The organism is Janthinobacterium sp. JF4 (assembly GCF_059617925.1).
In genome coordinates this window covers 23497-46550 of record NZ_JCAQAV010000010.1, presented here as the reverse complement: position 1 = coordinate 46550, position 23054 = coordinate 23497, and the positions used below count along the sequence as shown (strand labels likewise).

Below are 23054 nucleotides of genomic sequence, written 5' to 3'. Positions count from 1 at the left end.
GTGCGCTGGCGCACCTTGAGAAGCCGCCTTGTATCGAATTAGACCCCCGTCTCTAGTTTTGCTCTCTAGAATAAAACGCATCCATGAAGTGGCATGGCCTTTCACATGACGGGAGCTGGCGATGGTGAAGAAACTGAAGGAGCTGACGGAAGACAAGGAATTGGCGAACGCCGTGCGCTCGTCTGCGCAGCAGATATGGCAAGCGGGCCTCGGTGCTTTTGCCAAGGCGCAGGAAGAAGGGGGACGCGTGTTTTCCAAGCTGGTGAAGGAAGGCACGGAATTCCAGAAGCGCGCCGAAGACAAGGTGGCCGATGTCAGCGATAGCGTCAGCAAGCTGGCCGATGGCGTGGGCAAGCAGGCCAGCGGCTCCTGGGACAAGCTGGAACAGGTGTTCGAAGAGCGCGTCGCGCGCGCCCTGGCCACCATCGGCGTGCCTACGCAACAGGACATCGCCGCGCTGCACGCGCAGATCGATGCCTTGAGCCGGCAAGTGGCAGCACTGTCGGCCAAGGCCGCGCCGGCGCCCAGGCCGAAGGCTGCGGACCAGCCTGGCGTGAAGGCGGCGCCGAAAAGCGTAGCGAAAGCCGCGCCGAAGGCAGCACCGAAGGCGGCCGTCGACAAGGCCCTGGCCAAGCCGGCGGCCAGGGTCGCACCGCGCGCCGCAGCCAAGCCGGTGAGCAAGCCAGTGAGCAAAGCGGTGAGCAAACCCGCCGCGAGACCGGCGGCGAAGAAAAAAGCGCCAGCCGCCTGAGCTGGCGCCGACCTTCCCCAGCCTGCTCGCGCAGGCTTTTTATTGCCCGGGCTTTTCGCCGGCGGCCAGGGGCGGAGTGTTTCATTATGGCTATCTTAGGTGGTATGCTTGCGGCAGAACACAGAGAGATTGCCCGCCATGCTACAAAAAGCACCACGCCGTACCCGCGAACGCATCCTGGAGTTGTCGCTGCGCCTGTTCAATGAGTTTGGTGAGCCGAATATCACGACGACCGTGATTGCGGAAGAGATGAATATTTCTCCCGGCAACCTGTATTACCACTTCCGCAACAAGGACGACATCGTCAATTCGATCTTCGTCCAGTTCGAGGCGGAAATCGAACGCATCCTGACCGTGCCCGACGGTCGCCGCTCGAATATCGAGGATGTCTGGCTGTACTTGCACCTGATGTTCGAACTGATCTGGCGCTACCGCTTTTTCTATCGCGACCTCAACGATTTGTTGTCGCGCAACCGCAAGCTGGAACTGCACTTCAAGCTGATCCTGGCGCACAAGATCAAGGTGGCGACGCAGCTGTGCGAAGACTTGCGCAGCGAACAGTCGCTCGAAGCGTCGGACATGGAAGTGGCTGCGATGGCGACGAATATGGTGGTCGTCGCCACCTACTGGCTGTCGTACGAGTATGTGCGCAACCCGCGCAAGTACAGCGAGCAGCAATCGATGTCCGATGCGCTGGCGCGCGGCTGCTACCAGGTGCTGTCCCTGATCGGCCCGTATTTGCGCAATGAAACGCATTTGCTGTTTCGCAAACTGTCGGAAGAGTATGTGACCAAACTCAAGAACGACTGACGCGGCTGCTGGCGCCACGTCGTCCATTACAGGAGAGATATATGGCTTGGAAACAATTCCCCTATGCGGACGAAGCATATGTCTACACGCCGCAAACCATGGAAGCGGCCTGGGCGCGCCTGCATGCGGGCGACGTGGAACCCTTTCCCACGCACCCTGCGCTGGTACAGGCCTGGCTGGCTTTTCATGCGGGCGACTTCGAGCGCGCCGTGAAGCTGGGCCTGGCCGTTGGCGTGCCCGGCTATGCGGTGGCGCACAAGGCAACCTGCATCTACGCCACGCACCTGGAAGTGGACGACAGCCGGAAACTCGACATGTACGAAGAAGTGGCCGAGCGCTGCGAGCGCCAGCAGAGCGAGCAGCCGGACAATCCGGCCGGCTATTACTGGCATGCCTACAGTCTGGGCCGCTACGCGCTGGGCACATCCGTCGTCAAGGCCCTGGCGCAGGGCATGGGCGCGCGCGTGCGCAATAGCCTGGACCGCACGATGACGGTGGCGCCCATGCATGCGGAAGCGCATATCGCGTTTGGGATTTATCATACGGAAATTATCGACAAGGTCGGCGCCATGATCGGTGGCCTGACCTACGGCGCCAACAAGGAAGATGGCTATCAGCACTTCAAGACGGCGCTGGCCCTGACGCCGTATTCGGCGCTGGCGCACAGCGAATATGCGCGCGCCTTGAACATGCTCGATGGAAAGAAAAAGCTGGCGGAAGCGCTGGCCCTGTATGAAAAGGCGGCCGAGTGCGTGGCACTGGACGCCAAGGAACGCCTTGAAGTCGAGGCGGCGATCGATGAATTGAAAGGCTAGGGAATACTGTGATCAAGGCTTTATGTGTGTATTGTGGCGCCAACGCTGGCGTCTCGCCGGACTATGCCGTGGCGGCGCGCGAACTGGCGCGCGTGCTGGTGGCGGAAAATATTTCGCTCGTGTATGGCGGCGGCAAGGTGGGCCTGATGGGCGTGATCGCCGACGAAGTGCTGCGTCTGGGCGGCGAGGTGACGGGCGTGATTCCGACCCAGCTGGTCGAGCGCGAAGTGGGCCACATGGGCTTGACGCGCCAGTTCATCGTGAAGGACATGCATGAGCGCAAGGCGATGATGGCCAGCCTGTCCGACGCCTTTATCGCCATGCCGGGCGGCTATGGCACCCTGGAAGAACTGTTCGAGATGCTCACGTGGGCCCAGTTGGGCTTGCACGCCAAGCCCATCGGCTTGCTCAATGTCGACCGTTTCTATGACGGCTTGATCGCTTTTGTGCAAAACGGCAAGGAGCAGGGTTTCATCCGCCCGCAGCACGCGGCGTTCCTGAACGCCGATGCCGATCCGGCTGCGCTGGTGCAGCGCCTGAAGGAGTGTGTGCCGTAATTTTTCCTCACGGGAATTAACAGGGAGCCATGCACTGCGTCGTGCATGGCTTTTTTATTTCCGCACGGGAAAATTGATCGTGCTCAATGATTCAATTGATAAATATATAGCCATAATATTTCTCTTGATGCATGTTATTTTGAAAATGAAGATGCTTTTTAGTTATGAGTGTGGTCTACTGTTCTTGTTCAAAAGTTAGGACTATCGGACACCCGTGAGCGCGACAAGACTCCTAAAAAACGGTGCCGAGCCATTTCAAGTTGCCACAGCCACGCTACTTCATCATCTCGAAAGGATGCTATTTTGAAACCTATGACCCTCTTGCGCGCGACTGCTGTCGCCGCCATCCTCGCCGCTGGCGGCGCCCACGCACAAACCACCACGATCGGCTTCGATACGCTGGAACAGCCGGGCTACTTCGGTTCCGTCTTCAACTCTTACTCGGAAGGCGGCTACGATTTCGACAGCAGCTTCCTCGGCCTGTTGAGCTCGGCACATCAAAGCAGCTTCGCCTACGCCGGCTCGGCCGGCCTTGGTGCGACAGCGCTGTCGACAACGACCTTGTCGCGCGCCGACGGCGCCGCCTTCTCGCTGAGCTCGATCAGCCTGGCTGACTTCGTAAGCTTGCCTGGCTCCTATGATGTGACGTTCGTTGGCCACCAGGTGGGCGGCGGCACGGTAACCCAGACGTTCAGCCTCGATGGCAGCCATACCTTCAGCAATTACAGCTTCACGGGCTTCGACAACCTGCTGTCGGCATCGTGGAGAGAGGGCGCCCTGCATACCTTCCAGGTCGACAATATCGCCGCCAGCGTGAGCGCCGTGCCGGAACCGGCCACCTACGGCATGCTGCTGGGCGGACTGGGCTTGCTGGGCTTCATGCTTCGCCGCAAGAATGCTGCCTGAGCCTGAATAGGGTGCCGGCCATGCCGGCGCATACGTAAACAATGCCGCCCAGTGGATGCCGGGCGGCATTGTTACGTGGAGGTCATGAGCAGGATTTCATGACCACAGGCGCTGCCCTGACATGTCAAGCTGGGTCAGGTACAGGCGCACGTCGAATTCGTACTGGTGGTATTGCGGTTCCATATACGTGCACAGCTTGTAGAACGCCTTGTCATGCTGCTTTTCTTTCACATGCGCCAGTTCGTGCACGGCGATCATGCGCAGGAATTCCAGCGGCACTTCCTTGAACATGGTGGCCACGCGGATTTCATGCTTGGCCTTGAGCTTGCCACCCTGCACGCGCGAGATCGAGGTATGCAAGCCCAGCGCGTGCTGGATCACATGGATCTTGCTGTCGAACGCCACCTTGTTGATGGGTTCGGCATTGCGCAGAAATGTATTCTTCAAGTCCTGCACATACTGGTATAAAGCCTTGTCGTTGCGCACATCGTGCGCGTTCGGGTAGCGTTTCAACAGGACTTCGCCCAGCTTGTCTTGCGCGATCAGTTGCTGCACTTGCGCTTGCGTTTGTTCGGAGTAGGCGCTCAGGTATTTCAGGGATGGCTGCATGCGGGGAAGGGCGGGGCGTGGCGCGGAGGTGTCGGAAGGGGAGAATGTACCATACCGCCGCGCCCGGCGCTGCGCCTGCCCTTGCACGGGGCCGCCAGAGCCGCCCCGTGCCTTCCTGCGTCAAGCCGCGCGCCGCAGGCCAGCTTGGCCCGCGGACTCAGCTCTTGTCGTTCTCGTCCTTGCTGCCCTGCCGGCTGTCCTTCGCCTGTTGTTCGTCGCTGCCACTGCGCGCCGCCGTGCTGCCGCGGTTTTCATTGGCGCGCTGGGCCGATTGCCGGCTTTCACCGCCCTTGCGGCCGATTTCCGCCATGTGTTCGCGGTTGCGGCTGACGGCTTCGCCGCCTTTCTGCCCGGCACGGCGTGCTTCTTCCGAGTCGAATTCATGCGCCGTGCCCTTTTGGTGGGCCGCCTGGCCGCCCTTGCTGGCGATTTCGCGTTGCTGCTCCTCGTTCATGGCGGCAAAGCCACGCTTGCTCGTGCCTTTGGCGCTGCCCGATTCGCCGGCTTTCTGGCTGCTGCCAGTGCCTTTGCCCTGCTCATTACTGTTAGCCATGTCGCTCTCCTTGCTGTCGAGTGGGGTCAAGTGTTCAACTCAAGTGTTCAATGCGCCGGATCGGATTGCCTGCTGATATCGCGGCTGCGGCCCGCGCCATCGCGGTGGCCCGTGGCGTGCATTTTTTCGATCATTTCACGCTGGCGCTGCGTGGCTTTTTCTGTTTCTTCGGCCGTCTTGCGCACCACTTCGTCAGCGAAGGCCACGGCCGTGCGGCTTGCTTCGGGCAGATGGTTCTCTGCCGTGCGGTTCATTTCGACATTGGCGTTGGCGACGAGGTTGCCGAGTTGCTGCTGGTACTGGCGCAGCTTGCTGCTGCCCGGCTGCAACTGGGCCGCAGCCAGCGACATGAACTCGCCCGTGTCGCGCGCGCACAGCAGTTGCTGGCTGGCGCTGCTCCATTCCTGCAGCAAGTCTTGCGCCAGCCGCAGATGCAGCTCGCTCAGTTGCTGCGCCGTATCGAACATCTTGCGCGATAGTTCCGTGGCGAAATTGCACTGAGCCTCCAGATGGGACTTCAGGGCGGGGCTGAGACTGGGGGGCATACTGTTTGTGAACATGTTCTACCTCAATGAAAAGCGGATCCAGGAAACACCCGGTGTACCGGATGCGACGTATGGTGAAGCAAGCAAAGGGATAGACGCCGGATAGCGTGCCAGGTTCCACGCCAGGTGCCGGTTTGGCGCGAGATTGGGGCCTGGCAGGCGGAAAAAAGCGATGACTTTGTGCCAGATCAAACGAACGTGAATCGGCTTGCCGCCGCTGGCAGCCATGCTGCTTGTGTGGAAAATGCATGTTTACGGGCCCGGCCGTGCGACAATAGCTGGCTCGCGGCAGCGCAGCCGATGGCCGGCGCGCGTGGCTGAGCCGAGCATAGCCCACCTTTTTTGCCTTATTCCGCGACCATGACGCATCCCGAATACATCCTGACCCTGTCCTGCCTGGACCAGCGCGGCATCGTGCACCGCGTGTCCGGTTTCCTGGCCGAACGCGGCTGCAACATCCTCGATTCCGCCCAGTTCGGCGACCAGGAATCGCAGCTGTTCTTCATGCGCGTGCATTTCGCGCTGGAAGACGGCGCCGTCAGCGACGCCCAGTTGCGCAGCGACTTCGCCGACCTGTCGCAAGCCATGCAGTTGAATGGCCCCTTCCACGGCCAGTTGCACGATGCGGGCGTCAAGCCGCGCGTGATGCTGATGGTGTCGAAGATCGGCCATTGCCTGAACGATTTGCTGTTCCGCTACAAGAGCGGCTTGCTGAATGTGGAAATTCCCGCCATCGTGTCGAACCACATGGAGTTCTACCAACTGGCGGCCAGCTACAATATTCCCTTCCACCACCTGCCGCTGGCCGCCGGCGCGCCGGAAGCGGCCAAGCTGGCGCAGGAAGCGAAGATCATCGACTTGATGGACACGCACAAGATCGATCTGGTGGTGCTGGCGCGCTACATGCAAATCCTGTCGCCCGGCCTGTGCCAGGCGCTCGATGGCCGCGCTATCAATATCCACCATTCCTTCTTGCCCAGCTTCAAGGGCGCCAAACCGTATGCGCAGGCGCATCACCGCGGCGTCAAGCTGATCGGCGCGACGGCCCATTTCGTCACGGGCGACCTGGATGAAGGCCCGATCATCGAGCAGGATGTCGAACGCGTCGACCATGCGATGGATGCCGAAACCCTGACGGCCATCGGCCGCGATGTCGAGTGCGTGGTGCTGGCGCGTGCCGTGAAATGGTTCGTCGAGCGCCGCATCCTGAAAAATGGCGACAAGACCGTGGTTTTCCGCTGATACCGACTTCACTATTCACTTTACCGAGACAGAAACACGATGGCCCTCAAAGCAACAATTTTCAAAGCCGATCTGCAGATCGCCGACATGGACCGCAATTACTACCAGGATCATGCGCTGACCCTGGCGCGCCACCCGTCCGAAACGGACGAGCGCATGATGGTGCGCCTGCTGGCGTTCGCCATCCACGCCGACGAGGCGCTGACCTTCACCAAGGGCCTGTTCGACACGGAAGAGCCCGACTTGTGGCAGAAAGACTTGACGGGCGCCATCCAGCTGTGGATCGAAGTGGGCCAGCCGGACGAAAAGCGCATCCTCAAGGCGTGCGGCCGTTCGGAACAGGTCATCGTCTACAGCTATGGCGCAACCAGCCACATCTGGTGGAAGCAGATCGCCAACAAACTGGAGCGGGCGAAGAACCTGACCGTGATCAATTTGCCATCCGAGGCGGCGCAAGACATGAGCAAGCTGGCGCAGCGCAACATGCAGCTGCAGTGCACGATCCAGGATGGCCAGATCTGGCTGACGGACAGCGTCAACACGGTCCTGATCGAGCGCGAACCGGTGAAGCCGGCGCGCTGATTCTTTAGCGCCGCAACGTAACAAAGCCCGGAGCGATCCGGGCTTTTGTCATTGCGGGCATTTAATTCGGCGCGCTACCGAGTCGCTTGATGCTGCTCGAACGCTGCATGCTGCGGCTGATGCGCGGGTCGCCGTAATAGCTGACTTCGCCCGAGCCGCCGATGCTGATGGTCAAGTCTTCCTTGGCCCACACTTCCGCCTCGCCGGAGCCGCCGATGCTCACCTGCACCGCGCGCGCGGCCAGGCGGCCCGCCTGGATATTGCCCGAGCCGCCGATCGATGCCGTCAGCTGCGCCGTCTTGCCGCTGGCTTTGAAGTTGCCGCTGCCGCCGATGGCCACGGCCACCTGGCGGCTGTCGAGGTCGCGTGCGTTGATGGAGCCGGAGCCGCCCACGTCGAAGCGCAGATTCTCGGCGCGCAAGCCCGTTGCCGTGATGTTGCCCGAGCCACCCACGCTGATGCGGTCCACCTGGCGCGCCTGGATGACGATGCTCAGACTGCTCTGGCGGAAGTTGGCGTTGCGCTTGGCGGGGCGGATGCGCAAGGTGCCGTTTTCCACGGCCGTCTCGATCAGCGGCAGGATATTGTCGTCGGCCTCGATGGTGACGCTGTCCGTGTTGCCGATGCGCAGTTCGACCGTGCCCGGCACGTTCAGCGCCACGGCATGGAAACTGCCCACTTCGCGCGCCTGCTTGTGCAGCTTGCCGCTGCCCTGGATGCTGTTGCCGGAAATCCAGTCAAGCGGCGAGGCCAGCGCGGGCGCGGCCGGGATGGCCAGGGCGCAGGCGGCCAGCAGCAGGGCGGTGGCGGCGCGAGGGTGGAAAAGTGTCGGTGTCATGCTTGCTCCCTGTGTTGAATTGAACTGCAGGCATGGTATGCCAGCCGGCCGCGCCCGCGAACCGCGCTGCGACAGATTGCATTGCCGGCGGGACAGAATGCGGGAAGATGCGACAGGATGGCATGAGGTATCATGTCGGTGGGACATACGACGACCGGCACGCGCCGGTCACACTACTGGAATTACATGCTGATCATCACCATCAAACAGGGCAAGGAAAAGAGCTTGCTGGGCCAATCGTGGATTTACGCGTCCGCGATTGAAAAAGTCGAAGGCAAGCCGCAGGAAAAAATGAAGCCTGGCTCGACGGCCATCGTGCAAAGCTCGGCCAAGCAGTTCATCGCCCGCGCCGCCTACAATTCGAAGTCGCAGATCCGTGCGCGCATCTGGAGCTTCAAGGAAGACGAACCGGTCGACCACGCGCTGATCAAGCGCCGCGTCAAGGCCGCCATCGAGAAAAAACTGCCGGCCATCAGGAAGGCGGGCGAAAACCAGCTGTTGACCCTGATCAAGGGCGAGGACGAGGGTTTGCCCGGTCTGGTGGTGCAGCTGTTTGGCGGCGTGCACGGCTATCTGATCTGCGAATTCAACGCCGGCGGCGTCGACGCATGGAAAGTGGCCATCGTGCAATCGCTGATGGCGTCCACCGGTTGCGCCAACGTGTATGAGCGCTGCGACGACCTGATGCGCAAGGGCGAAGGCTTGCCCCTGATCGACGGCGCCCTGGCGGGCGAGGAACCACCCGATGAAGTCATGCTGACGGACAACGGCGTGCGCTATGCGCTGGACCTGAAAACGGGGCACAAGAGCAAGTTCCGTTGAGGACTGTTGTTCAAGATGAAAAAACCGGCGCTGCCGGTTTTTTTATGCCCGCTACTCCAGGGGAACGCTGCGGTACTTGTTCACTTCTAATGCAGACACCGCCGGCGCATCATTGCCCCACGAGGCGCGCAGATACGTCACCACGGCCGCCACCTCGGCGTCATCCATGACGGGGCCGAACGGCGGCATGCCGTACGGGCGCGGGTTGCCGCGGGTTCCGGGCGCGAAGCCGCCGTTGAGCACGAGGCGGATGGCGTTCACCGCCGACTCCGTCGTCAGCGCGCGGTTGCCGGCCAGCGGCGGGTAGCCGGGCGGCACGCCCTTGCCGTCGGCCTGGTGGCAGCTGGCGCATTGCGCCTCATACAGTTTCGCACCCAGCGCCAGCTGCTGCCTGGCTTGCTCCGACGTGTCGCGTGGCGCCTTTTTCGACGCTTGCGCCTGGCCGGGCAGGCTTTTCAGGTACACGGCCATCGCCTGCACGTCGGTGTGGCTCATGTGCTGCAAGCTTTGCCGCACCACTTCCGCCATGGGGCCGAAGACGGTGGCGCGCGGCGACACGCCCGTTTGCAGCAATGCCACGATATGCGCCGTGTCCCAGTCGCCCAGGCCCGCTTCCGCGTCCGATGTCAGCGACGGCGCGTACCAGCCCAGCATGGGGATCAGCCCGCCGGACAGTCCGTCGTCGCTGCCGCCCAGGGTGGTGCGGCTGCTATGGCAGGCGCTGCAGTGGCCCAGTCCCTGCACCAGGTAGGCGCCGCGGTTCCACTCTATGCTTTTACTGGTGAGCGGCTGGTATACGCCCGGCTTGAAATACAGGGCGCGCCAGGCTGCCAGCGCGATCTGCTGGTTGTAGGGGGAGCGCAGCGCGTGCGGCGCGTTGCTTTGCCTGTGCGGCGGCACGCTCTGGAAGTAGGCGTACAGGGCGTCGCTGTCTTCGCGCTGCACCTTCGTGTAATTGGTGTACGGAAAGGCCGGATACAGCAGCCGGCCATCCTTCGACTTGCCGTTGTGGATGGCGCGCCAGAAATCGTCGGCCGTCCAGCTGCCAATACCCGTTTCCTTGTCCGCCGTGATGTTGGGCGAGAGCACCTTGCCGAACGGCGTTTGCAAGGCGCGTCCACCGGCATACGGCACGCCGCCGCGCGTCGTGTGGCAAGCCATGCAGTCGCCCGCCTTGGCCAGGTAGGCGCCGCGCGCGACCAGCTGTTGCGGGCTCAGGGTGCTGGCGGCGGCGGGCGGGCCCAGATCGTCGCCCGGATACAGCACGAACTTGGCGCCGGCGGCGACGACGGCCACGCCGGCAATAACGATCAGCCATTTCTTCATGGCGCCACCTGCGCGCTGGAACCCGGCACGCCGCCGCAATGCAGCGGCAAGGGCAGGGCGATGCTGCTGGCGGGGCGCGCGTCGGCGCTGGCCACTTGCGTGCCCAGCCAGGCCGAGACGGCGCCCACGTCGGCGTCCGACAGGCGCTGCGCCACTTGCGCCATGCAGTCGGGCGCATGGGCGCGGCGGATGCCGTTCTTCCAGGCGCCCAGCTGGGCGTTGATATAGTCGCGCGGCAAGCCCTGCAAGCCGGGGATGGCGGGCGCCACGCCGGCCAGTTTCTCGCCATGGCAGGAGATGCAGGCGGGAATCTTTTTCCCACTGTCGCCGTGCAGCACAAGCTGCTTGCCCCGCGCCAGGGCTGTCGCACCGGCGCTGCTGGGCTGGGCCGGCGGCGGGGCAGGATGCTGCGCCGCAAAATACTCGGCGATTTCACGCAGGTAATCGTCAGACAAGTGCTCGACCATATAGTTCATCAGCGGATACTGGCGCCTTCCCTCGCGGAAATTGAGCAGCTGGTGGTACAGGTAGCCTGAAGGTTTACCGGCGATGCGGGGAAAGAAGGCGTCGTGGCGTTCCTTGGGTGCATGGCAGGCTGTGCACGCCTTGATGCGCTGTTCCAGGCTGTCGTGGCCGGCTGGCGCGCTGGCCGGTGCGGCCAGCGCCATGCCGGGCAAGGCGCAAGCCAGGGCCAGCACCAGCACGAGGGGGGAATGCAGTTGCACGGAAAGTCGCATGGAGAGTTGCATGAGAAAATAACCTGTCTCGTCGGTCGGTGGCGTGCCGGTGTTGCTGCCCGGATGTTGTTACCCTAGCATATAACGGGCGCTGTCACTGTGACAGGATCAGTTGTGCAATAAAACTACGGATCAGTTTGAGGAGCAGGGTTGAAACGATATGAGGAATTGGCGGAAGAAGTGGCCGCCATGATCAGCACGCAGTTGTTGCTGCCTGGTGATAAGTTGCCCTCCGTGCGCCAGCAGCATGCGCGCAGGGGCGTGAGTCCGTCGACGGTGTTCCAGGCCTACTATTTGCTCGAAGCGCGCGGCATGATCGTCTCGCGCCCCCGCTCCGGCTATTACGTGGCGCCGCAGCGCGCCGCGCTGGCCCCCGAGCCGGACAGTTCGCGTCCGCTCGACGCCAGCACCACCGTCGATGTCAGCGACCTCGTGTTCGAAGTGCTGGGCGCCGTGGGGGCGCGCGATATCGTGCCCTTCGGCTCGGCGTTCCCCAGCCCGCATCTGTTCCCGATGGAAAAACTGGCGCGGGCCGTGTCGGCCAGCATGCGCCGCCTCGACCCGTGGAGCACCGTCACGGATTTATCGCTGGGCAATGCGGAGCTGCGCCGCCAGATCGCCCTGCGCTACCAGCTTGACGGCGTGCCCGTTTCCAGCGACGACATCGTCATCACGAATGGCGCGCTGGAAGCGCTGAACCTGTGCCTGCAAGCCGTCACGCGGCCCGGCGACACGGTGCTGATCGAGTCGCCCAGCTTCTATGCCTGTCTGCAGGCGCTGGAGCGGCTGGAACTCAAGGCAGTCGAGATCGCCACCAGCCCGCGCGACGGCGTCGACCTGGCGGCGCTGGAAGAGTTGCTGCAACGCCACCAGCCGAAGGCGTGCTGGCTGATGACGAATTTCCAGAATCCCCTCGGCAGCCTGATGCCGCCGGAAAAGAAGCGCGCGCTGGTGGACTTGCTGGCGCGCCACGGCGTGCCGCTGATCGAGGATGACGTGTATGGCGAACTGTACTTTGGCAAGCAGCGTCCCGGCCTGACGAAAAGCCATGACGGCGCGGGTCTCGTCATGCATTGCAGCTCGTTTTCCAAGACCCTGGCGCCCGGCTTTCGCCTGGGCTGGGCCGTGGCGGGCCGCTACGCGCGCCAGGTTGAACGCTTGAAACTGACCACCAGCCTGTCGGCGCCCATACCCCTGCAGATGGCGCTGGCCGATTACCTGGCGCAGGGCGGCTACGACCGCCATTTGCGCCAACTGCGGCTGACCCTGGCGGCGCAGCAAAACACCATGCTGCAAGCCATCGCCGTGCATTTTCCGCCTGGCACGCGGGTGACGCGGCCGCAGGGCGGCTATTTCGTCTGGGTCGAGATGCCCGTGGGCATTGATGCGCTGGCCTTGCACCGCAGCGCGCTGGCGGCCGGCATCAGCATCGCGCCCGGCCCCATTTTTTCCGCTACGCGCGCGTTTCGCCATTGCATCCGCCTCAATTACGGCCACCCGTGGAGTCCGCAACTGGAAGAGGCTATCGCCACCTTGGGGCGGCTGGCACTGGCGGCGGCATAGCGGAGCACAAAAAAAGTCCCTTGCGGCAGCAAGTGTTTCATTCCAAAAAGAAATATTGCTGTTATATTGATGTATCTATAACTAATGATGGGAATGATAATGGACAACACGCAGCCGGAAGTGGGTCGTACGCAAGATACGACGCTGGCCATTCTGTCCCACGTTGGCGGCCTGTTCACCAGCTGGGTGGCGCCGCTGATCATTTACTTGATCAAGAAGGATGATGCGGATAAATTCTCGGCCGAGAACGCCCGCGAAGCACTGAATTTCCAGATCACCCTGATCATCTGGTATTTCGCCTGCTTCATCCTGTCGTTCGTGCTGATCGGCCTGTTTCTGTTCTGGATCGTGGCGCTGGCCAATCTGGTGTGCTCGATCGTCGCCGCTGTCAAGGCCAGCAATGGCATCACTTATCGTTATCCCTTGACCTTGCGCCTCGTCAAATAAGCTTGCGCCGGCCGCCGGGTTTCATCCCGGACGGCCGGGCAGGGCCAGGAAGGCGGCAAAGTCGGGCGCCACCGTGCTGGTGGCGCCTGTTTCATGCGACCACAGCACAACCACCGGTTCACCGCTCGGTCCCGTTTGCGCATAGTCAAAGCAGTAATAGTCGCCCGTGCCGAACTGGGCAAAGGGCAGCAGGGTACTCGCATCGTTGCCGCCATCCACATTCTCCAGCCATTCCTGCCAGCTCGTGTTGTAGTGGCGCACTATCGATTCCCACGTCTTGCGCGCATTCGCTTCGTCGTAGACGGGAAACACGCTCAAGGCGCCCAGCGCGCGGCCATTGTTAACCAATAACCATTGCACGTAGGACGCGGGCAGCGTTCGCCCCAGCGCCTGTTCGGCGGCGGCGATCGCTGCCTGGCTGGTACCGATGGACTTGTTCTTGCTCATGCTGCAGGATGGCGCGCCGGCTCAGGCGGCGATAGGCGGCGGGACAGGCGGCGTGCTGGCGCGCGGGGCTTTTTGCGGTGCTACTTTACCGCCGTCGGCGATCCAGCGGCGGTACACGCGCAGGGCCACTTGCGCATCGTCGGCCGCGTACAGGATCTGCTTTTCCGTCAGGCGCGAGGTGGCCCAGTTGGTGGTGGAGATCTTTTTCGATTTCTGCAGGTGCAGGCCGAAGAACTTGGCCACGGCCGTCTTTGCGCCCAGGTCGTTGCGCTGGCCGCCGCGCAGGGCGACGGACAGGTCGAGCACCTGGGCCGGCGCGATGCCCAGCTTGTTGCGCAGGCGCTTGACGTCGTCGGACAGGCCAAAACCCACTTTCAGGGTGGTGGTCGATTCGAGGATGGCTTTCAGTTCGGCCAGGGCCGGGGCCGGCGTGCTGCCCACCTGGAACAGGTAGGCGATGTCGTCGGTGGCCAGCTGGATCAAATGGGGGCCCGTGGAGGACTCGCCCTTGACGAAAGTCGGCTTCGATTCCGTATCGAAGCCGATGGCGTCCGCTGCCAGCAGGGCAGCCATGGCCGCTTTTGCATCATCGCTGGTGCGTACCAGCTTGACGTGCTCGAGTGCAATGCCTTGATAGGGGGGCAGTGGCGGTGCGGCAGCTGTGTCCATGAAACCGGATCAGCCTTTGCGCGAGAATTTCGCGGTCAGCTGATTCAGTTTTTCCAGGCGCAAACGGCTCGCTTCTTCCGCAGCGGCGGCGTCGCGCTCGGCTTTCTTGCGCTCGGCTTCCTTCTTGAAGCGTTGCTGCAACACTTGCGTGGCGTGGTCGCGGTGGGTTTGCGTCACTTCCGCGCCGGCGGTACCGTCGAGGTCGTAGCGTACCTTCGCTTTTTCCATCACGCGCAGGTAGCGCAGCGAACCCGTGTGGATGCCCAGCGCCGTGCGCATCAGCTTGCGGTCCAGGTCTGGCAGACGCGCCAGGATCTGCTTGTCGATACCGATCGACAAGGGCAGGCAATCGCGGAAAGGCGGGAATTGCTCCTGGAACTGCTTCAGCAGGGCGCGCGCGGTCAGGCCGGCAGGCGCCGGCGTGGTCGCTGCGGCCGGTGCCGCCGCTGGGGCTGCATCGACTGGCGTGTCAGGAGTGGTGGCTTGCTGGTCTGGCGTGGAGCTGGTCATCGACATCATTGGTTGGGCTATAAAAGGGGAGCATAGCACGCGCCACAGGCAAGTGCATTGTCTTTTTTGGCAACTTGCGCTGCGATCTGCGTGCGCGTGGCTGGCCATGCCAAGCGCGAAATGCGGGAAATGTGTATAATGTCCGCTTGCGCTGATGACTGGACCCCGTATTTGACGGTCTGGCTCAGGTGTGCAGGGGATAGGAGCAGTGCGGTGCAGGGCCACGATTATTGATATTTTTGATATCAGATATTTTGCTTATCAATTATCCAGATAACTGGCCTTCGTGCATAATCTTGCTCTCCGCTGTGTCTTCACTGAACAACAATAGATTCAAGCCCGTTCTGGTACGGGCTTTTTTTCATTCCGCAATGTACATCGCTTATTTATCTGACCCGGCTTCGGCCCTCGCCGTTCGGCCCCGCCGCTCCTCATGCCGGATGCGCGGGCTGTGAACGTCCCGATAGACAGGCGCCGCTGCCGTTAATACGGCAGCCGCAACAATACGCTCCATCGAGTCCGGTTTCGCAGGCTTAGGTGGAATCATTCACTTCGCGCCGACACCATCTGGTCTCGCATTAAGAGATATCTCATGAAGAATACGCCAAAAACTTTAACGTTGTCCGCCAAGGCGCCACGCCCAGCCGCGGCACCACTTGCCGTACCCAAAACGACTTTATCTTACTTCATCGATAATGCGCAAGCGAATCCGGAAGCCACCGTCACGACGGCGCCGACCGTCGTCACCGTGGTGAAGAAAAGCCGCTCGCGCCTGGCTGCCGTGCCACCGGCCGAGCCGGCTGCGGAAGCGGCCTTCAGCGCGCCAGCCGCCGAGGCTGTTGCCGACGTGGCCGAGGCCGCCGAAGCCGCACCGGCCAAGACGCCAAGCGTGAAGATCGCCCCCGGCGCCAAGGCCCCGGCCGCGCCGCGCAAGGTCAGCGAAAGCGCCGCCACGAATAAAGTGGTGACGGCAGCCCGTACAAAAGTCGTGCGCGCCAAGCCTGAAGCGGCACCCGTGACCATCATCACCGGCGCGCAAGTGGTCAGCAAGACCACGGACGCCGATGCCCTGGCCGCCATCGATACCTCGAATTATTTCCTGCCAACCGTCAAGGTGCCAGGCCGCCGTGGCCGCAAGCCTAGCGAATTCACGCCGGAAAACGATGAAGTGGCAGCACTCAACGCCGTCGAGCGCGCCGAACTGAAGGCCGTGTCGAAAGCGCGCGACCGCAAGGCCAAGGGCGGCCTGGCGGACGCGCTGGGCGATCCGGAAGCATCGGCAGCGGATCTGGAGCGCCGCCGCAAGCAGATCACGGGCTTGATCAACATGGGCAAGGAGCGCGGTTTCCTCACCTATGCCGAGATCAATGACCAATTGCCGGAAAACATCATCGATCCGGAAGCCATCGAAGGCATCATCGCCACCTTCAACGACATGGGCATCGCCGTCTACGAGCGCGCCCCTGACGCGGAAAGCCTGTTGTTGACTGACAACGTCGCCACCGTCACCAGCGACGATGAAGTGGAAGCGGCTGCCGCTACCGCCTTGTCGACGGTTGACTCCGACTTCGGCCGCACCACCGACCCCGTGCGCATGTATATGCGTGAAATGGGCGCCGTGGCGCTGCTGACGCGCGAAGGCGAGATCGAGATCGCCAAGCGCATCGAAGGCGGCCTGAAAGACATGATCCAGGCCATTTCCGCCTGCCCCACCACCATCGGCGAAATCGTTGCCCTGTCGCAGAAAATCGCGCGCGACGAAATCAAGGTCGATGAAGTGGTCGATGGCTTTGTCGACTTGAACGAAAGCAATGCCCCGGCACCGGCCGCCGCTCCCGCCCCGGCCGCAGCCGCCAGCGGTGACGACGAGGAAGAGGAAGAAGAAGCCGAGGAAGAAGACGGCGACGCCAATGGCGGCGCGGCCGGTTTCTCCAGCGAACAGCTGGCGCAGCTGAAAAAGAATGCGTTGGAGAAATTCAACGTCATTTCGACGCAGTACGAGAAGATGCGCAAGGCGCCCGAGGGCTACAACTCGAAAGCCTACATCAAGGCGCAGGAAGCCATTTCGCAGGAATTGCTGGGCATCCGCTTCACGGCCAAGGTCGTCGAAAAGCTGTGCGACACCCTGCGCGGCCAGATGGAAGAAGTGCGCCACATCGAGCGCGCCGTGCTGGAACTGTGCGTGAACAAATGCGGCATGCCGCGCGCCCACTTCATCAAGGTGTTCCCGGGCAATGAATGTGACCTGGAATGGGTCGACCGCGAAGTCGATTGCAAGTATCCGTACAGCGCCATCCTCAGCCGCAACGTGCCTGCCGTCAAGGAACTGCAAAAGAAGATGATCGACTTGCAAGCCCGCGTGGCCTTGCCGCTGGCGGACTTGCGCAAGATCAACAAGCAGATGGCTGCCGGCGAAAAGCGCGCGCGTCACGCAAAACGCGAAATGACGGTGGCCAACTTGCGCCTGGTCATTTCGATCGCCAAGAAATACATCAACCGCGGCTTGCAATTCCTCGACCTGATCCAGGAAGGCAACATCGGTCTGCTGAAGGCGGTCGATAAATTCGAATACCGCCGCGGCTACAAGTTCTCGACCTACGCCACCTGGTGGATCCGCCAGGCCATCACGCGTTCGATCGCCGACATGGCCCGCACCATCCGCGTGCCGGTGCACATGATCGAAACGATCAACAAGATGAACCGCATCTCGCGCCAGATCATGCAGGAAACGGGCAGCGAACCGGATCTGGCGACTCTGGCCGTCAAGATGGAAATGCCGGAAAACAAGGTGCGGGAGATCATGAAGATCGCGAAAGAGCCGATTTCCATGGAAACGCCGATGGGCGAAGATGGCGATTCGCAACTGGGCGACTTCATCGAAGACAACACCACCCTGGCGCCGCTGGACGCCGCACTGCATGCGTCGATGCGCAACGTCATCAAGGAAGTGCTCGATTCCCTGACGCCGCGCGAAGCGAAAGTGCTGCGCATGCGCTACGGCGTGGAAATGTCGAATGACCACACCTTGGAAGAAGTGGGCAAGCAGTTCGACGTGACGCGCGAGCGCATCCGCCAGATCGAAGCGAAAGCCATGAGCAAGCTGCGCCAGCCTTCGCGTTCGGACAAGCTGAAAACTTTCCTGACGCAAAACTAATCAGTCACAAAAAAGAGGCGCAAGCCTCTTTTTTTTCGTCTTGGAATTGCCCTAAGTAATCCTCAGGAAATTATTGTGAATTTATGAAGAACAGAACCGGATGCCATGCAGGGCGCCCGCTGCTAGCAGTGCGAGCACTGCTAGCAGCGGGTAACGCCGCAGAGCGCCGGATATGGAAGCCAGAAATCACAATAATCTATTGGGGGTTACTTAGGCTTCGATGGGCTGGCTTTTGGCGACGGGCAGACGGATGGCCAGCGCCGTGCCCTGGCCCGCCTGGCTGTCGATGCGCAGTTCGCCGCCCAGCGCGTGGACGCGTTCGCGTATGCTTTTCAGGCCGAAGGCGGCCTTCTTGCCATGGTCGTCCGGCTGCATGCCGATGCCGTTGTCGCTGATGCGCAGCACGATGGCATCCGTATCCTGCGCCAGCGCCACCTCCACTTCGCTGGCCTGCGCGTGGCGCACGATGTTCGACAGCGATTCCTGCAGCACTCGGAAGATGGCCGACGTCTGGCGCTGGTCCAGGCCCAGGTCGGGCACTTGGCTGTCGAGCGAGAGCTGGTAGCGGATGGCGCCGCGGCTTTCCATCTGGCGTATCAGCCATTCGGCCGCCGGCCCCAGTCCTAGCTCCAGGGTACTGGGATGCAAGTCATTGATGATCGTGCGCACGGAGCGGATGGTGGCGTCGATGGTGTCGAGCACGCGCTGGGCGTGGCGGTGCAGGCGCGGGTGGGTCCTGGCCGTGCGCGCATGCAGCAGCGACACGTCGATGCGCAGCACCATCAGGTTCTGGCCCAGGTCGTCATGAATGTCGAGCGCGATGCGGCGCCTTTCCTCTTCCTTGATGGTCTGCTGGTGGTCGGTCAGTTCGCGCAGCTGCGCCAGGGTGCGCTGCAGGTTTTCCTCGTTGCGCTTGCTTTCCGTGATGTCGATGCCCATGGCGATGATCATCTGCGGCCGCCCTTGCGCATCGAAGATGGGTTTTTTATGCGTCTGCAGCAGGCGGTTTTCCTGCAGCCGCGCATTCCATACCAGTTCTTCGCGGATCACCACCTGGCGGCTGGCAAACGCTTCCTGGTCCGCCGCGTGGAATCCCTGGGTCTGCTCCGCGGGGAAGTGCTGCACGTCGCGTCCCTCGGCGATATCCTGGAATCGCACGCCCCATTGCTGTTCGCAGGCCTGGTTCATCAGCAGCATGCGCGAAGCGGCATCTTTCAGGAACAGCGACAGGGGCATCATGGAAATGATGTCCTGCAGCCGCTCTTCGCTGCGCGCCAGGGCCGCTTCCGTCTGCGCGCGCATGGCGATTTCCGCGGACAGCTGGAGATTGGCATCGAGCAACTGGGCCGTGCGCAAGGCCACGCGGCTTTCCAGCTCCGCATGGGCCAGGCTCAACGCGTGTTCGGCCCGCTTCTGTTCCGTGATGTCGCCAGCCATGACCAGCGCGCCCGTCAGGGTGCCGTGCCGGTCGTACAGGCGGCGTCCGCTGAGCATGGCCCAGCGCTCCGTGCCGTCGCCATGCCGGTACTGCAGTTCTCCCATGCAGCTATCGGTCGCCGTCTGGCGCAGCGGGCACAGGCGCAGCAAGGTGGCCTCGTCGTGGAATTCGTCCATCGAGTGGTCCAGCAGCTGTTCGGCGGGAACGCCCAGCATGTCGCACAGGCGCTGGTTGACGTACAGGATGCGGCCATGCGCATCCGTCTGCCACATGCCATCCTGCGCCGTTTCGCTCAGGTGCTGGTAGCGCATGAGACTATCGTCGAGCTGCGCGCGCGTCATGGCCAGGTGGCTGCGCAGCGTGCGCATCAGCCAGACGACCGCGCCGGCGGCAGCGGCCAGCAGCAGGGTCAGCCAGACGTGCTCCCAGAAGTCGAGCTCCGGCCAGGCCGCGCCGGCCAGCCAGCCCAGCATGATGAGAATGAGGGCGGCGCATGCCGCGCCCAGCGTTTCAATCGACCATTTGCTCATCCGCGTCCCTGGCGTCATGGTTGGCCGCTGCGGTGTGCATGGGGCCGGAGTGGGGAAGGTATCCGACGCTAGTGTAATACCAATTGTTGCTTTCTTGAGAATATTTTGTCATTAAGCAAGCAAAAGGGCCGGCCCTTGCGGTGCCGGCCCCTGCCTGCCACAGACGGCTAGCCGCGATCAGCCCGTGTTGCGCAGGCCTGCCGCGACACCATTGATCGACAGCTGGATGCCGCGGTGCACCCTTTCGTCGATCCGGCTTTGCGCCGACAGGGCGCGGTTGCGCTTGATCAACTCCACCTGCAAGTGGTTCAGCGGGTCGAGATAGGCGAAGCGGTTCTGGATCGAGCGGGCCAGCAGCGGATTGCCCGCCAGGCGCTCGGTGTTGCCGGTGATCAGCTCCAGGCAGCGCAAGGTGTTGCCATGCTCGTCCGTGATGCGCTTGTAGATGCGCTCGCGCAAGTCCTGGTCCGCCACCAGTTCCGCATAGCGCGAGGCAATCGCCAGGTCTGTCTTGGCCAGCACCATGTCCATGTTCGACAGCAGGGTGGCAAAGAATGGCCATTCGGCATACATGGCGCGCAGGGTGGCGATCCTGTCATCTTTCGCGGCGCCGTCAGCCTGCTTGATCCAGGCCTCGATGGCGCTGCCGAAGCCGAACCAGCCCGGCAGCAGCAAGCGGCACTGGCCCCAGGAAAAGCCCCAGGGAATGGCGCGCAAGTCTTCGATGCGCTGGTTGGCCTTGCGCGAAGCGGGGCGCGAACCGAGGTTCAGCTCGGCGATTTCCGCAATCGGCGTGGCCGAGAAGAAATACTCCGTAAACCCCGGCGTTTCATACACGAGGTCGCGGTAGGCGTGATAGGCGAGGTCCGACAGCTGCGCCATCACGGCTTCGAACTGCGCCAGCTGGCTGTTGCGGGCCGGATTGGCTTCGTGCGGCGCCAGGCTCGCTTCCAGGGTGGCGGCTACCAGCAATTCCAGGTTGCGCCGGCCGATTTCCGCGTTGGAAAACTTCGAGGCGATGATCTCGCCTTGTTCCGTCAGCCGGATCTGGCCGTTGACGGTGCCCGGCGGCTGGGCCAGGATGGCTTCGTAGCTGGGTCCGCCGCCACGGCCTACGGTGCCGCCGCGGCCATGGAACAGGCGCAGCTTGACGCCGGCCTTCCGGAAGTCCGCCACCAGCGCCAGTTCCGCCTTGTACAGTTCCCAGTTCGACGTGAGGAAGCCGCCATCCTTGTTCGAATCGGAATAGCCGAGCATGACTTCCTGCAACTGTCCCTGCTTGGCAATCAATTGCTTGACCAACGGCAAGGCCATGACCTGGCTCATGATGCCGGCCGCGCGCTGCAGGTCGGGTATCGTCTCGAACAGGGGGATGACCATCAGCTCGCAGGTGCTGTCGCCGTCGCCGCCCATCTCGTCAGTGATGCGCCAGTCGGTGCGCAGCAAGCCCGTTTCTTTTTGCAGCAGCAATACTTCCAGCAAATCGGACACGGTTTCCGTGTGTGAAATGATGTAGTTGCGAATCGCCCGCGCGCCGTAGCGCTGGCGGATGTCGCGCGCCGCGCGCAAAATCGCCAGTTCGGAATCCGTTTCCGCGGCGTAGGCGATGTAGGGCGAGTACAGCAGACGCGGCTGGGCCAGTTCGTTCAGCAGCAGCGCTTGCTTGTCTTCTTCGGACAGGGCCGTGTAGTCGGCCGCCACGCCGCTTTTCGCGAACAGGTCGGCCAGCACGCGCTCGTGCACGTCGGAAGTCTGCCGCATGTCCAGCGACGCCAGGTGGAAACCGAAGATGTCGGCCGCGCGGGCAAGGGTAGCCAGGCGCGGGCGCACGAGGGCGATGCCGTGGTGCGTTTCCAGCGAGGCGACGATGGTGCGCAAGTCTTGCACGAAGGCGGCCGCGTCCGGATAGGCCGCGGCCGGCCCCACTTCCTTGCGCAGGATGTTGGTGGCGCCCAGCGCGCGCGCCGTGGCGGCCAGGCGCGCATAGATGCCGATCAGGGCGCGGCGGTATGGCTCGTCGCTGCGGTGCGGCGAGGCGTCCGGCGACTGGTCGGCCAGCGCCTGCAGTTCGGCGCTCACGCCCACCATCAGGGTCGAGACGGACAATTCCGCGCCCAGCGCGTGCACTTCGTCGAGGTAAAAGTCGAGGATGGTGGTGGCGTGGCGCGCCAGCGCGTGCTGCATGGTGCCCGCATTCACGTTCGGGTTGCCGTCGCGGTCGCCGCCGATCCAGCTGCCCATCTGCACGTAGGCGGCGTTGATCGGTTCGATGGTGCCGTCGCCGTTCGGGTACTCGGCGGCGATGTCGTCCTCGATGTCGTCATACAGGCCCGGCAGTTCGCGCAGGAAGGTGATGCGGTAGTAGGACAGGGCGTTTTCGATTTCGTCGGCCACCGTCAGCTTCGAGTAGCGCAACATGCGCGTCTGCCACAGGGTGGCCACGCGCGAGCGCAGCAGCTGCATATTGGCTTGCCGCTCTTTCGGCGTCTGTGGCGCGTCGCGTTCGGCCAGCAGGCGGGCGATGTCGTGCTCGGCGTCGAGGATGCTCTTGCGCTGCACTTCCGTCGGGTGGGCCGTCAGCACGGGGGCGATCAGGGCGTCCTGGAAGAAGGTGTCGACGGTCTTGCGCGGCACGCCGGCGGCACGCAGTTTTTTCAGCGCGAAGCTGACGCTGCCCTTTTGCGCCGGGGAACCGGCCAGCAGGTGGGCGCGGCGGCGGCGGATGTGGTGCTGGTCTTCCGCAATGTTGGCCAGGTGCGAAAAATAGGAAAAGGCGCGCACGACGGAAATCGTCTGTTCGCGGCTCAGTTCCTTGAGCATGGCGTCGAGTTCCAGCGCGGCGCCCGCGTCCGCTTCACGGCGGAAGCGCACGGACGTCTGGCGTATGGTTTCCACCACATGGAAGACGGCGTCGCCTTCCTGTTCGCGCAGCACGTCGCCCAGCAGGCGGCCCAGCAGGCGGATGTCTTCCTTCAGCGGCGCGTCCTTGTCGGAGCCGGCGGCCGGGACTATTTCTGGTGCTACTGCGTCATTGAGCATAATAAAGAACCAAAGTAAGTGTAAAAGCAAGGGAATGTGGATCGCACCGGGCGTTTGGCCGCAGAGGGGAGGGGGCGCATGATAAAATTTGTGGTCTTGAACATGGACGCTAGCCTGACTTGGCCGTGTAGGCAAAGGGATAACGATTATAGCGACGCCGGGCG

22 protein-coding genes are annotated in these 23054 nt (G+C 62.6%); 11 read left to right on the top strand and 11 right to left on the bottom strand.

The annotated features are described in order from the left end of the window. Nucleotides 1-121 precede the first annotated feature (121 nt). The 5 genes from AC54AF_RS10920 (at nucleotide 122) to AC54AF_RS10900 (ending at nucleotide 3839) form a co-directional block, all read left to right on the top strand. Nucleotides 122-751 carry a phasin family protein gene (locus AC54AF_RS10920; RefSeq protein WP_496636566.1) on the top strand — a complete coding sequence of 210 codons (630 nt, stop codon included), beginning with the start codon at nucleotides 122-124 and terminating at the stop codon, nucleotides 749-751. Nucleotides 752-889: 138 nt separating this feature from the next. Then, the gene (locus AC54AF_RS10915) at nucleotides 890-1561 is read left to right on the top strand and encodes a TetR/AcrR family transcriptional regulator (protein ID WP_034758777.1); all 672 of its coding nucleotides are present in this window, start codon (nucleotides 890-892) and stop codon (nucleotides 1559-1561) included. Between the two features lie 41 nt (nucleotides 1562-1602). Next, nucleotides 1603-2376 (top strand): hypothetical protein, encoded by a 774-nt coding sequence (locus tag AC54AF_RS10910; RefSeq protein ID WP_496636565.1) that lies wholly within the window; start codon nucleotides 1603-1605, stop codon nucleotides 2374-2376. A gap of 11 nt (nucleotides 2377-2387) precedes the next feature. Further along, nucleotides 2388-2933 (top strand): LOG family protein, encoded by a 546-nt coding sequence (locus AC54AF_RS10905; RefSeq protein WP_034759494.1) that lies wholly within the window; start codon nucleotides 2388-2390, stop codon nucleotides 2931-2933. 303 nt (nucleotides 2934-3236) lie between these two features. Continuing rightward, nucleotides 3237-3839, top strand: a complete 603-nt coding sequence (locus AC54AF_RS10900) for a PEP-CTERM sorting domain-containing protein (protein ID WP_496636564.1) — start codon at nucleotides 3237-3239, stop codon at nucleotides 3837-3839. Nucleotides 3840-3935: 96 nt separating this feature from the next. Here AC54AF_RS10900 and AC54AF_RS10895 read toward each other — a convergent pair whose 3' ends face one another. From AC54AF_RS10895 to AC54AF_RS10885, 3 genes are all read right to left on the bottom strand, one after another. Further along, nucleotides 3936-4448 carry a YgjP-like metallopeptidase domain-containing protein gene (locus AC54AF_RS10895; protein ID WP_496636563.1) on the bottom strand — a complete coding sequence of 171 codons (513 nt, stop codon included), beginning with the start codon at nucleotides 4446-4448 and terminating at the stop codon, nucleotides 3936-3938. Between the two features lie 157 nt (nucleotides 4449-4605). After that, nucleotides 4606-5001: a KGG domain-containing protein gene (locus tag AC54AF_RS10890; RefSeq protein WP_496636562.1), complete on the bottom strand. Its 396-nt coding sequence runs from the start codon at nucleotides 4999-5001 to the stop codon at nucleotides 4606-4608. Between the two features lie 47 nt (nucleotides 5002-5048). Next, nucleotides 5049-5561, bottom strand: a complete 513-nt coding sequence (locus AC54AF_RS10885; RefSeq protein ID WP_496636561.1) for a phasin family protein — start codon at nucleotides 5559-5561, stop codon at nucleotides 5049-5051. A gap of 345 nt (nucleotides 5562-5906) precedes the next feature. Here AC54AF_RS10885 and purU point away from each other — a divergent pair, with 345 nt between their 5' ends. Together purU and AC54AF_RS10875 are read left to right on the top strand one after the other, a co-directional pair. After that, a complete protein-coding gene (gene purU / locus AC54AF_RS10880) occupies nucleotides 5907-6788 on the top strand; it encodes a formyltetrahydrofolate deformylase (protein ID WP_496636560.1) in 882 nt (293 codons plus the stop codon). Between the two features lie 39 nt (nucleotides 6789-6827). After that, nucleotides 6828-7370 (top strand): YaeQ family protein, encoded by a 543-nt coding sequence (locus AC54AF_RS10875; protein WP_071078577.1) that lies wholly within the window; start codon nucleotides 6828-6830, stop codon nucleotides 7368-7370. A gap of 61 nt (nucleotides 7371-7431) precedes the next feature. Here AC54AF_RS10875 and AC54AF_RS10870 read toward each other — a convergent pair whose 3' ends face one another. Then, on the bottom strand, nucleotides 7432-8208 hold the full coding sequence (locus tag AC54AF_RS10870; protein WP_496636559.1) for a head GIN domain-containing protein: 777 nt from the start codon (nucleotides 8206-8208) through the stop codon (nucleotides 7432-7434). A 186-nt stretch (nucleotides 8209-8394) separates the two neighbouring features. Between AC54AF_RS10870 and AC54AF_RS10865 the strand changes: the two genes are divergently transcribed. Beyond that, the gene (locus AC54AF_RS10865) at nucleotides 8395-9030 is read left to right on the top strand and encodes an SAM-dependent methyltransferase (RefSeq protein ID WP_131689157.1); all 636 of its coding nucleotides are present in this window, start codon (nucleotides 8395-8397) and stop codon (nucleotides 9028-9030) included. A 51-nt stretch (nucleotides 9031-9081) separates the two neighbouring features. Here AC54AF_RS10865 and AC54AF_RS10860 read toward each other — a convergent pair whose 3' ends face one another. Together AC54AF_RS10860 and AC54AF_RS10855 are read right to left on the bottom strand one after the other, a co-directional pair. Next, a complete protein-coding gene (locus tag AC54AF_RS10860) occupies nucleotides 9082-10356 on the bottom strand; it encodes a c-type cytochrome (protein WP_496636558.1) in 1275 nt (424 codons plus the stop codon). Further along, nucleotides 10353-11105 carry a c-type cytochrome gene (locus AC54AF_RS10855; protein ID WP_496636557.1) on the bottom strand — a complete coding sequence of 251 codons (753 nt, stop codon included), beginning with the start codon at nucleotides 11103-11105 and terminating at the stop codon, nucleotides 10353-10355. Before AC54AF_RS10855 ends, AC54AF_RS10860 begins: the two co-directional genes overlap by 4 nt. Before the next feature lie 138 nt (nucleotides 11106-11243). On the opposite strand from AC54AF_RS10855, the gene AC54AF_RS10850 reads away from it, so the two are divergent. Both AC54AF_RS10850 and AC54AF_RS10845 read left to right on the top strand, forming a co-directional pair. Continuing rightward, on the top strand, nucleotides 11244-12656 hold the full coding sequence (locus AC54AF_RS10850; RefSeq protein ID WP_496636556.1) for an aminotransferase-like domain-containing protein: 1413 nt from the start codon (nucleotides 11244-11246) through the stop codon (nucleotides 12654-12656). Between the two features lie 99 nt (nucleotides 12657-12755). Continuing rightward, nucleotides 12756-13103, top strand: a complete 348-nt coding sequence (locus AC54AF_RS10845; protein ID WP_496636555.1) for a DUF4870 domain-containing protein — start codon at nucleotides 12756-12758, stop codon at nucleotides 13101-13103. Nucleotides 13104-13124: 21 nt separating this feature from the next. On the opposite strand, the gene AC54AF_RS10840 is transcribed toward AC54AF_RS10845, so the two are convergent. The 3 genes from AC54AF_RS10840 to AC54AF_RS10830 are packed head-to-tail and all read right to left on the bottom strand — an operon-like array spanning nucleotide 13125 to nucleotide 14738. After that, nucleotides 13125-13550: an SMI1/KNR4 family protein gene (locus AC54AF_RS10840; protein ID WP_496636554.1), complete on the bottom strand. Its 426-nt coding sequence runs from the start codon at nucleotides 13548-13550 to the stop codon at nucleotides 13125-13127. A 21-nt stretch (nucleotides 13551-13571) separates the two neighbouring features. Continuing rightward, nucleotides 13572-14219, bottom strand: a complete 648-nt coding sequence (locus tag AC54AF_RS10835) for a 3'-5' exonuclease (RefSeq protein ID WP_496636553.1) — start codon at nucleotides 14217-14219, stop codon at nucleotides 13572-13574. Nucleotides 14220-14228: 9 nt separating this feature from the next. Next, the gene (locus tag AC54AF_RS10830; RefSeq protein ID WP_034786166.1) at nucleotides 14229-14738 is read right to left on the bottom strand and encodes a ProQ/FINO family protein; all 510 of its coding nucleotides are present in this window, start codon (nucleotides 14736-14738) and stop codon (nucleotides 14229-14231) included. Nucleotides 14739-15321: 583 nt separating this feature from the next. Here AC54AF_RS10830 and rpoD point away from each other — a divergent pair. Then, a complete protein-coding gene (gene rpoD, locus AC54AF_RS10825; RefSeq protein WP_496636552.1) occupies nucleotides 15322-17883 on the top strand; it encodes an RNA polymerase sigma factor RpoD in 2562 nt (853 codons plus the stop codon). A gap of 210 nt (nucleotides 17884-18093) precedes the next feature. On the opposite strand, the gene AC54AF_RS10820 is transcribed toward rpoD, so the two are convergent. After that, nucleotides 18094-19851, bottom strand: coding sequence for a PAS domain-containing sensor histidine kinase (locus tag AC54AF_RS10820; protein ID WP_496636551.1), 1758 nt, complete (start codon nucleotides 19849-19851; stop codon nucleotides 18094-18096). A 177-nt stretch (nucleotides 19852-20028) separates the two neighbouring features. Further along, entirely contained in the window at nucleotides 20029-22890 is a 2862-nt protein-coding gene (gene ppc, locus AC54AF_RS10815) for a phosphoenolpyruvate carboxylase (RefSeq protein ID WP_496636550.1), read from the bottom strand. Nucleotides 22891-23054: the final 164 nt, after the last annotated feature.

Coding starts and splice junctions, on each gene's coding strand:
- AC54AF_RS10890 (WP_496636562.1), bottom strand. CDS start 5,001: ATGGCTAACAGTAATGAGCAGGGCAAAGGCACTGGCAGCAGCCAGAAA.
- AC54AF_RS10910 (WP_496636565.1), top strand. CDS start 1,603: ATGGCTTGGAAACAATTCCCCTATGCGGACGAAGCATATGTCTACACG.
- AC54AF_RS10870 (WP_496636559.1), bottom strand. CDS start 8,208: ATGACACCGACACTTTTCCACCCTCGCGCCGCCACCGCCCTGCTGCTG.
- AC54AF_RS10895 (WP_496636563.1), bottom strand. CDS start 4,448: ATGCAGCCATCCCTGAAATACCTGAGCGCCTACTCCGAACAAACGCAA.
- AC54AF_RS10860 (WP_496636558.1), bottom strand. CDS start 10,356: ATGAAGAAATGGCTGATCGTTATTGCCGGCGTGGCCGTCGTCGCCGCC.
- AC54AF_RS10835 (WP_496636553.1), bottom strand. CDS start 14,219: ATGGACACAGCTGCCGCACCGCCACTGCCCCCCTATCAAGGCATTGCA.
- AC54AF_RS10920 (WP_496636566.1), top strand. CDS start 122: ATGGTGAAGAAACTGAAGGAGCTGACGGAAGACAAGGAATTGGCGAAC.
- AC54AF_RS10855 (WP_496636557.1), bottom strand. CDS start 11,105: ATGCAACTCTCCATGCGACTTTCCGTGCAACTGCATTCCCCCCTCGTG.
- AC54AF_RS10915 (WP_034758777.1), top strand. CDS start 890: ATGCTACAAAAAGCACCACGCCGTACCCGCGAACGCATCCTGGAGTTG.
- AC54AF_RS10845 (WP_496636555.1), top strand. CDS start 12,756: ATGGACAACACGCAGCCGGAAGTGGGTCGTACGCAAGATACGACGCTG.
- AC54AF_RS10875 (WP_071078577.1), top strand. CDS start 6,828: ATGGCCCTCAAAGCAACAATTTTCAAAGCCGATCTGCAGATCGCCGAC.
- AC54AF_RS10840 (WP_496636554.1), bottom strand. CDS start 13,550: ATGAGCAAGAACAAGTCCATCGGTACCAGCCAGGCAGCGATCGCCGCC.
- purU (WP_496636560.1), top strand. CDS start 5,907: ATGACGCATCCCGAATACATCCTGACCCTGTCCTGCCTGGACCAGCGC.
- rpoD (WP_496636552.1), top strand. CDS start 15,322: ATGAAGAATACGCCAAAAACTTTAACGTTGTCCGCCAAGGCGCCACGC.
- AC54AF_RS10830 (WP_034786166.1), bottom strand. CDS start 14,738: ATGATGTCGATGACCAGCTCCACGCCAGACCAGCAAGCCACCACTCCT.
- AC54AF_RS10820 (WP_496636551.1), bottom strand. CDS start 19,851: ATGAGCAAATGGTCGATTGAAACGCTGGGCGCGGCATGCGCCGCCCTC.
- AC54AF_RS10885 (WP_496636561.1), bottom strand. CDS start 5,561: ATGTTCACAAACAGTATGCCCCCCAGTCTCAGCCCCGCCCTGAAGTCC.
- ppc (WP_496636550.1), bottom strand. CDS start 22,890: ATGCTCAATGACGCAGTAGCACCAGAAATAGTCCCGGCCGCCGGCTCC.
- AC54AF_RS10865 (WP_131689157.1), top strand. CDS start 8,395: ATGCTGATCATCACCATCAAACAGGGCAAGGAAAAGAGCTTGCTGGGC.